Origin of the sequence: Armatimonas sp., from assembly GCF_031410135.1 — a bacterium.
Taxonomy (GTDB): Bacteria; Armatimonadota; Armatimonadia; order Armatimonadales; family Armatimonadaceae; genus Armatimonas.
Map to the genome: position 1 here is coordinate 1 of NZ_JANNYP010000102.1, position 7,432 is coordinate 7,432.

General features: G+C 59.5%; 9 protein-coding genes. 2 read left to right on the forward strand and 7 right to left on the reverse strand.

Features of this window, described 5'->3' with window-relative positions:
* Positions 1 to 981, forward strand: a 981-nt coding sequence (gene trpS, locus RMO15_RS03745) for a tryptophan--tRNA ligase (RefSeq protein ID WP_309707978.1), incomplete at its 5' end; no start/stop codon positions are given.
* On the opposite strand, the gene RMO15_RS03750 is transcribed toward trpS, so the two are convergent.
* Positions 982 to 2,838 (reverse strand): tetratricopeptide repeat protein, encoded by a 1,857-nt coding sequence (locus RMO15_RS03750; RefSeq protein ID WP_309707982.1) that lies wholly within the window; start codon positions 2,836 to 2,838, stop codon positions 982 to 984.
* A 38-nt stretch (positions 2,839 to 2,876) separates the two neighbouring features.
* Here RMO15_RS03750 and RMO15_RS03755 point away from each other — a divergent pair, with 38 nt between their 5' ends.
* Positions 2,877 to 3,797, forward strand: a complete 921-nt coding sequence (locus tag RMO15_RS03755; protein ID WP_309707984.1) for an alpha/beta fold hydrolase — start codon at positions 2,877 to 2,879, stop codon at positions 3,795 to 3,797.
* Between the two features lie 18 nt (positions 3,798 to 3,815).
* On the opposite strand, the gene RMO15_RS03760 is transcribed toward RMO15_RS03755, so the two are convergent.
* The 6 genes from RMO15_RS03760 to RMO15_RS03785 all read right to left on the reverse strand — a co-directional run.
* Positions 3,816 to 4,328 carry a sigma-70 family RNA polymerase sigma factor gene (locus RMO15_RS03760; RefSeq protein ID WP_309707986.1) on the reverse strand — a complete coding sequence of 171 codons (513 nt, stop codon included), beginning with the start codon at positions 4,326 to 4,328 and terminating at the stop codon, positions 3,816 to 3,818.
* Positions 4,329 to 4,398: 70 nt separating this feature from the next.
* Positions 4,399 to 5,109, reverse strand: a complete 711-nt coding sequence (locus RMO15_RS03765; RefSeq protein WP_309707989.1) for a hypothetical protein — start codon at positions 5,107 to 5,109, stop codon at positions 4,399 to 4,401.
* A 78-nt stretch (positions 5,110 to 5,187) separates the two neighbouring features.
* Positions 5,188 to 5,619: a peroxiredoxin-like family protein gene (locus RMO15_RS03770; protein WP_309707997.1), complete on the reverse strand. Its 432-nt coding sequence runs from the start codon at positions 5,617 to 5,619 to the stop codon at positions 5,188 to 5,190.
* Positions 5,620 to 5,748 (reverse strand): hypothetical protein, encoded by a 129-nt coding sequence (locus RMO15_RS03775; protein WP_309707990.1) that lies wholly within the window; start codon positions 5,746 to 5,748, stop codon positions 5,620 to 5,622. It abuts the gene before it with no gap.
* Positions 5,749 to 5,751: 3 nt separating this feature from the next.
* The gene (locus tag RMO15_RS03780; protein ID WP_309707993.1) at positions 5,752 to 6,468 is read right to left on the reverse strand and encodes a hypothetical protein; all 717 of its coding nucleotides are present in this window, start codon (positions 6,466 to 6,468) and stop codon (positions 5,752 to 5,754) included.
* Positions 6,469 to 6,523: 55 nt separating this feature from the next.
* Positions 6,524 to 7,432, reverse strand: a 909-nt coding sequence (locus RMO15_RS03785; RefSeq protein WP_309707995.1) for a hypothetical protein, incomplete at its 5' end; no start/stop codon positions are given.

A 7,432-nucleotide genomic window follows, 5' to 3' on the forward strand; every position in this document is an offset into this window, starting at 1 on the left:
GGCGGTCGGCTGCACCTGGGTAACTATGAAGGGGCGCTCAAGCCCTGGACGAAGCTGCAAGACAGCTACGAGATGTTCTGCTTCGTAGCGGACTGGCACGCCTTCACAACTCTCAACGGCCCCCCCTCCGATATTGCGGCAGCGAGCCGTGAAGTCGCGCTAGACTATCTCTCCGCGGGGCTCGATCCCGACAAGTGCGCCATTTTCCGCCAGAGCCAAGTCCCCCAGCATGCCGAGCTGGCTGTGCTTCTGGGGATGCTCACGCCAGTCTCCTGGCTGGAGCGCGTTCCTACCTACAAAGAGAAGCGTGAGTTTGTCAGCGAGGGCGGCGGCGACTCGGGCCCGAGCTTTGGACTGCTGGGCTACCCTGTGTTGCAGACCGCCGATATTATTGTCTACCGCGCTCACGTGGTGCCGGTGGGAAAAGACCAGGCTCCGCACCTAGAGATCAGCCGGGAGATCGCACGGCGTTTCAATCACTTAGTCGGGGAGGAAGTCTTTCCCGTGCCCGATGCCCTGATCTCGGAAGAGACGGGTGTTCTGCCAGGGCTGGATGCCGATGAAACCGGCCAGCTTCGCAAGATGAGCAAGAGCTACGGCAACTGTATCTATCTTACCGATAGCGCGGATCAAGTGGCCGGGCGGCTCAAGACGGCCTATACCACGCCCACCAAGATCCGCAAGGACGATCCCGGTATTCCTGAGGGCTGTGCGGTCTGTCAGCTCCGTAAGCTCTACGACCCCGAGGGTTTTGCACCACAGTGGGACGAGTGCCGTTCCGGCGCACGTGGCTGTGTGCAGAGCAAGCGCGAGACCGCTGAGGTGCTCAATGCCATGCTAGAGCCGATCCGTCAGCGCCGCGCACTCTATGAGAGCGACCCTGCGGAGCTGGATCGTCTGCTCAAACGGGGCGCAGAAAAAGCGGCGGTGGTGGCGGAAGAGACTCTCCAGCACGTCCGCAAAGCTCTGCGCTTGGTCTAACTAAAGCCGAAGCCCACCCCGTGCATTGGGATTCAAGCCCGCTTGGAGGCTGGTTACCACGACGAAGTTGGGCATGGGGGGGGTCTTGAGCTGTTGCTCGGTCACGGTAAGCAGGCCGAGAATCTGGGGGAGACGAAACGGGATTTTCTCCACACTCAGCAACGCCGCTTCTGTCTCCCCCAGTCGGGCTTGCTCACGAGCAAGGCGCTCCATGAGATCCCCTTTGAGAAGCTTCTCATTCGGGGAGCCACTATTGTGCGACTCGATCTTGGTGATCAACTGCTGGTAGCTGTCTGCTTGGTGGCAGAGATAGCTCAGTCCGGCCAGCTGGATGGTTCCCTCATTTTTAAGGGTCATGATGGAAACCAGGGGCAGTGTCTCAAGTAAGGGGACACGTAGCCTCTCTAGTAGCTCTGGGCTGTCCAAGCGACGGGCAAGCTCCTGGGCGGCAAGTCCTTCCTGGAAGCGATGACTCGGCTTGGCAATGCGGGCTAGGCCGTCCGCGACTTGCTCTAAGTTGGCCTTTGCGGTTTGGGTATCTCCAAGATCGAGAGCGACATCCGCTTGCCGAATCTGCTGGTGCACCAGGTAAGCGGGATCGGGGTGTTGGGTCTTGAGCTTCTCGAGCAGATCCATGCGCTTGTGTTTCCAGATCGCACCACTCACAATCGAAGCAAATATTTTACCGTCTTCTGCGCCCTGCATTTGCTCTAAAAACTGCTCTAACAAGCGCTGCTGGTACTTTGAATCGCGCACGCCCAGTAGGCATCCCAGGTTCCTCCCCATTAGGCTACGATGCTCAAAGCTGTTGGATGGCTCTGGTACATAGGAGAGTCGTGGGACTTGACGTTGGGAGAGGGCTAGGAGTGACTCTTGACGGTACATGGGCTCGGTTAATTTCTGCGCAAAACACTCTGCCAGGGCAAAATCTCCCTCTCGTGCTGCCAGGATCATGCCCGCACTCACATCGGTGTCGGTGGTGGGGGTTGCTGAGAGATCTCCCAGAGCCTGGAAGAGCTGTTTCCGTAGCGGAGGCCGTAGTGGCTCGGGCGCTTGCCAGGCGGGGTTGACATCCCCAACAAAAAGAATGGTACTGGCACGCACCGTACCGCCCCAGAGGAGACAGCTCAGGCTGCGGAGCTGGTCGGGAGGGGCCTGGTGCTCAATGGCGGCGAGGACCTCTTTCGGCTTCCCCAGATGAAACAGTAAGATCAGTGTCCCGTGGTAGTACTCCTCGCGTCCCCCCAGTGGCCCCCGCATGAGAGAGAACTCCAACCGAGGTAAGAGCGCTTTCCGAACCGCCTCCCGTGCCCCTTGGTCGCAGAGTGCCAGAACCAGCCGGGGAGCCAGTAAAGGATCCGGACTTGCAAGGCGTTTCTCTTCCAAGGGAGTGAGGCTAGTGCGCTTGAGGGCCACTTGTGCCTGTGGTGAGGTGCCCTGGTAGCGAAAATCCTTGAGTGCCTTGCGAGCACGCTCGGTCTGCCCTAGGAGAAAGTACTGATCGGCAAGGAGAGAGCGCTCCTGGGTTTCTTGGCTAGGAGACATGATCTCGGCATTGATAAGCTCTAAAGCTTTATCGAGTGCACGGATCGCACCTGCCGTATCACCGCTCTTTTGGTACACCCAGGCAAGCCGTCGCCAAATTGAGGCGGTTACCCCAAAGTTTGTCTGCTCCAGTCGTTTCTGGGTCTCCCCAAGCAAGAACACGCCATGCTGTTTTGGGGAAGCGGGAAGCGCAGGGAGGGGAGCTGCTAGCTCTTGGCTTTCTTCGCGTAAAATGCGACAACCTACCAGCGACATGCTGATGGCAAGCAATGCCCCATAGGGAAGTATCCTTGTTTTCAGAGTGTTGTACATCTTTGCTTTAGGCTTTGCGCTTTGGAATATACTACCGCATGAAGTATAGTCGCTTTATTGTATTTTTTCTTTTTACCTTGCCCGTATCTCTGGCTTGGGCACAGACGAGCACTCTGGCAGGAATCACCTACGACTCCGCCGTACCACTTCAGGCGAAGCTGACTCAGCGCAAGGATGCCGAGGGCAAGCCGCTCTCGCTCTATAACTTGAGCTTTGTGGGCGGCAGTGAGGCTCGTGTCCCCGCTATTGTCTCGGTGCCTGCAAGCCCGAAGCCGGGAAAGCAGCCCGCAATTATCTTGCTGCATGGCTTGGGTGGCGATAAGAATCAGCTCCAATTGTTGGCGATGATGCTCAGTGGCAAGGGCTATACCACGATTGCAATTGATGTGGCGGGACACGGAGATCGCCCTAAAGTGAATGGAAAGTCCATTGGGGAGCAGGATCTGACGGGGATGCGCACCGTGGCTGCCCAGACCGTGCAGGACCTGCGCCGCACCGTGGATTATCTCCTGTCGCGCACGGAGATTGATCCCAAGCGCATCGGCTTTGTGGGCGTCTCGCTGGGGGGCGTCTTGGGGGCACGCTTTCTCGCGGAGGAGCCTCGGGTTGCGGCGGCCTCGCTCTGGGTGGCAGGCGGCGACTGGGGGACTCTGATCACCACCAGTGCCCATCCCTTCGCCAAGCGCTTCCGCGACACGGGTGACACGGATGCGACCAAGATTCGTCTGGCCCTCGCCGATGTGGACCCGGTGCCCGCCATCAGCCGCGCCGCCCCACGCCCTTTGCTCTTTCTCAACGGGGCCACCGATGATGTGGTGCCCAAGGCCAGTAGCGATGCGCTCTTTGCGGCGGCACGCGATCCCAAGGAGCGCGTGATCCTGCCGGGGGGACACACCACGAGCCTTTTTGACATGGCCAGCCGCACGATTAGCTTTTTGGACAAGCATCTCAAGCCTTAATCGGCACGAGAGGCGGGATTAGTTGGCGCGAAGGCCCGTGTCTATTCCGGCGCGCACCAGAGCACGCGCACGGTGCAGGCGAGACTTGACGGCGGCGATGGTGATTCCTAGCTGCTCCGCGACCTCGCTGGCGGGACGCTCTTGCACATCGCGCAGCTCGTAGACCTCGCGGTAGAGAGGAGGAAGGCTGTGCATCACGCTGAGCAGGCAGGCTTTTGTCTCCGCCTCAATGGCCAGCGTCTCGGGTGAGGCTGCCTCGGAGATCGGCTCGATGCCTTGCTCCTCCAGCTCCGCCAGTCGAAACACCGGGGCGAGCGCCTCGCGACGCTTGAGACGGCCACACGTACGCCTCGCAATGATGGCCAGCCAGCTCTGGAACGCCGCCTCGTCTTGAAGCTGGCCCAGCGCTCGGTAGGCACTCAGCAGCGACTCCACCAGCACGTCCTCGGCATCGTCGGGGTTGCCGCACATCCGCACCATCTGCCGGTAGACCGCATCTTTATGCCGCGCCATAAGCTGATCAAATTCCATGCTCCCTATACTACCCGAAACCAAAAAACGGGCAGGGAAAATCCCTGCCCGCTCGTCTTAACTCAAGCGACTACTGGTGTGGGGGAAGGGGATGTAAGGTGTGCATCCCCGCCATTCCGTTCTTGATGAAGTCGCTGACGGCCTGTGCGTGGCTTTGTAGCAGCTTCACCGTGTAGGCATCCTCCGAGGTCTCGACGACCTTCACCCCACGCTCCGTGGCTGTCACAGTGATCACGACCTTGTCCGCGTTTTGAAACAGCGCGGCAAAGAGCGGATCGCCCTGACGGATAGGCTGGTTCTTCTCCAGCCGCGTCTTCATCGCTGCCACATGCTCTTGTAGCAGTCCCACGGTCTTGGGGTCGCTTGACTCGGTGAGGGCTTCAATCCCATTGGGCAGGATCTTCACTGTTCTGCTGATGGTGCCGGACTGGGCAAAGAGAGAGTGAATGGTTCCCATATCCGCCATACCGCTCCCCATCATTGAACCCATTCCATTCATCATCCCCATGCCACCGCCCATACCTCCCATCTGGTGCATACGCCCCATCATTCCCATACCACCCTGCATTCCCATATCACCCTGCATTCCCATGCCACGGCCCATCTGGTTCATCCCCATGCGGCCCATCATCCCCATGCCTCCACCCATGCGGCCCATCATGCCCATCATAGGACAGCCCATGTTGCCTTGCTGGGCGAACGCGGCTCCACTGGCAACGAGAAGCGTTGCTACGGTAAACAAGCCTGCGGGGAAGACCCGCATCTTATGTCGAATAGTCATTCTGAAACTCCCTTCGCTAACCTGACGATCACTCCGAAACTTCGTTACTCGCGCTCTTTTCATCTTTGTGAAATCCTCCTATAAAGACAGAGGCTGCTGGACTCGGAAAGGATTCAGGTCGGATAAAATCTCCGAAACCAAGGGACGATCTGCGGGATCGTCGCTGGGATGGGCGAGGAGGATCATGCCTTGCTGATCGATGAGAAAGTCGCCGCCGAGCTGGTAGGGATCGCCCTTGACCGGCATGAGCTTGCGGCCTTTGGCCAGCAGGCGGAAGTAGTAGAGAAACATCTTGGGGTGCCACGCCGCTAGCACGGACGAGCCGAGACCAAAGGCGGCGTAGGCGCGGCGCTCGGGATCGAGGAGCAGGGGGAAGGGGAAGTGGGTGGCCTCTTGCCAGTGCGCTGCAAGCTCCGGCGAGGCAAAGCTTACCAGCACAATAGAGATCTCTCGTGCATCAAACTCGGCTTTCCTATCCCGCAACTGCGCGACATGCTCACGGCAAGGCAGTCAGCCCAGATGCCGCAGAAAGACTAGGAGCGTCTTCGGGTTATGCTCATAGAGGGCGCTGAGGGGCTGGGGCTCACCCGCAAGAGTCTGTAGGGTGAGCTTGGGGGCGGGTGAGCCGACATTGAGCATGGTTTACTTTTTGAGAAACTTCTCGGGGGCTTTCTCAAAGGCTGCTTTGCAGCTCACGCAGCAGAACTTGACGGTCTTGCCCTTCCAAGTGACGAACTGCGCCGCATCCACAGGCTCGCCGGTGACGGGGCAGGTCTTCTCGCCATCGCCTTTGCCCACAAACGCGGGCTCTTTGGTTTTTGCAGACGCGGTAGTTTTGCCTTTAGGCGGTGCGGGGTGGCTGACATGCATCCCCGCCATGCCGTCTTTGACGAAGCCGCTGATGGCTTTGGCGTGCTCCTGAAGGAGTTGCACGACGTAGGCATCATCACTAGTCTCGACAATTTTTACGCCGGCCTTGGTGTTCGTGATCGTCATCTTGACTTTCTCGGCGTGCTGGAAGAGCACGGCAAAGAGCGGGTCCCACATGCGCATCGGCTGCTTGTTCTCCAGCCGGACTTTCATCGCCGCGACGTGCTCTTGCAGCAGCTTAACCGTCTTCGGATCGCTCGCTTCTGTGAGAGCCTCAATGCCGCCGGGAATATTTTTCACCGTGCGCTTGATCTTCTTATTCTCCGCAAAGAGCTTATGAATGGTCTGCATGTCCGGCTGGTTCGGGCCGCCCTGTGCATAAACGGGCGTGCAGAAGCCTGTCGCACACGAGGAAGAGCCGCCTGGCACTAGAGCCGAGAGCGCCAGCAGGCCAGCAGAAGCCAGCAGTAACCGTGCGTAGTGTTGCATTTTCTTTTTCTCCTAACAAGACAGAGGTAGGACGGAAGGGAAAGGGTTCAAAGCCTTACTTCCCGAGTAGAAAATACTGGTACTGCACCTGGACTTGCCGCTCACGGTGCAGCAGATAGGCCATCTGAAGGCGGTTGCGCTTGTCTTGAGGGATGAGGTTTACTCCCAGAGTCAGCCCGTTGGTTCCCGTGCTCGGGGAGTAGGTCTGCATCTGAGCGACAGCCGCAAGGCTTGGGGTGAGCTGACGGGCGACATCCACATAGCCTCCCTCGGCGCGCTGGTTGAGATTACCATTAAGGTGTCCGATCAGGTACTCCGCACTCATACGCCAAGGGCCGTGGTGGGTGACTACATCGAGCTCTGCGCGGGTATCCCAGCCAGCAAAGCTCTTCGCACCGGGAAAGACCCGGCTGAGGTTTAGCCCACTGCTGTGGCGGAGGGCAAGCGAGCCACCCCACTGGAGCGGGCCGAGCTGCCGCGTGGCACGTCCGACGAGGAGCGGCCCTCCCTTCCCTAGCCCCACCTGCTGGAGGGCACCCGAGCCACGGAAAAGTCCTAGGCTATAGCCTCTGCCCTCGAACTGTACGCCAAGATCGCGCCCAAACGAGCGTCCCATCCCACCCGCTGGAGAGAGGAGGTCGGAGGCTGTGGCACGGTCAGGGACGAGAAGCTGGCGATCTATAGTGAGGCGCTGTAGGCTAAACGGTGGACGGAACTGCCCGAGTGTCCAGGTGCCCTGTGAGGTTCGTTTGCGCCAGCTCACATCGTGGAGCCAGAGCTGACCGTCGGTGGCGCTCCGGTTGTTTTCCTTGCTGAAAAACTGGACAAACCAGCGCTCGCTGGGGGTCGGCTCGGTGAGCAGGTTCACGCGGAACCGCCGCACCGAGCCGTAGGGATCCACTCCCTCCCCTGCCGTCGCCCGGAGCTGGGCGTAGCTGATCACCTGTATGGGTGGGGGAGCGGG

Excerpts from the sequence above, each read along its gene's own strand:
- RMO15_RS03750 (WP_309707982.1), bottom strand. The coding sequence starts at position 2,838 with ATGTACAACACTCTGAAAACAAGGATACTTCCCTATGGGGCATTGCTT.
- RMO15_RS03755 (WP_309707984.1), top strand. The coding sequence starts at position 2,877 with ATGAAGTATAGTCGCTTTATTGTATTTTTTCTTTTTACCTTGCCCGTA.
- RMO15_RS03760 (WP_309707986.1), bottom strand. The coding sequence starts at position 4,328 with ATGGAATTTGATCAGCTTATGGCGCGGCATAAAGATGCGGTCTACCGG.
- RMO15_RS03765 (WP_309707989.1), bottom strand. The coding sequence starts at position 5,109 with ATGACTATTCGACATAAGATGCGGGTCTTCCCCGCAGGCTTGTTTACC.
- RMO15_RS03775 (WP_309707990.1), bottom strand. The coding sequence starts at position 5,748 with ATGCTCAATGTCGGCTCACCCGCCCCCAAGCTCACCCTACAGACTCTT.
- RMO15_RS03780 (WP_309707993.1), bottom strand. The coding sequence starts at position 6,468 with ATGCAACACTACGCACGGTTACTGCTGGCTTCTGCTGGCCTGCTGGCG.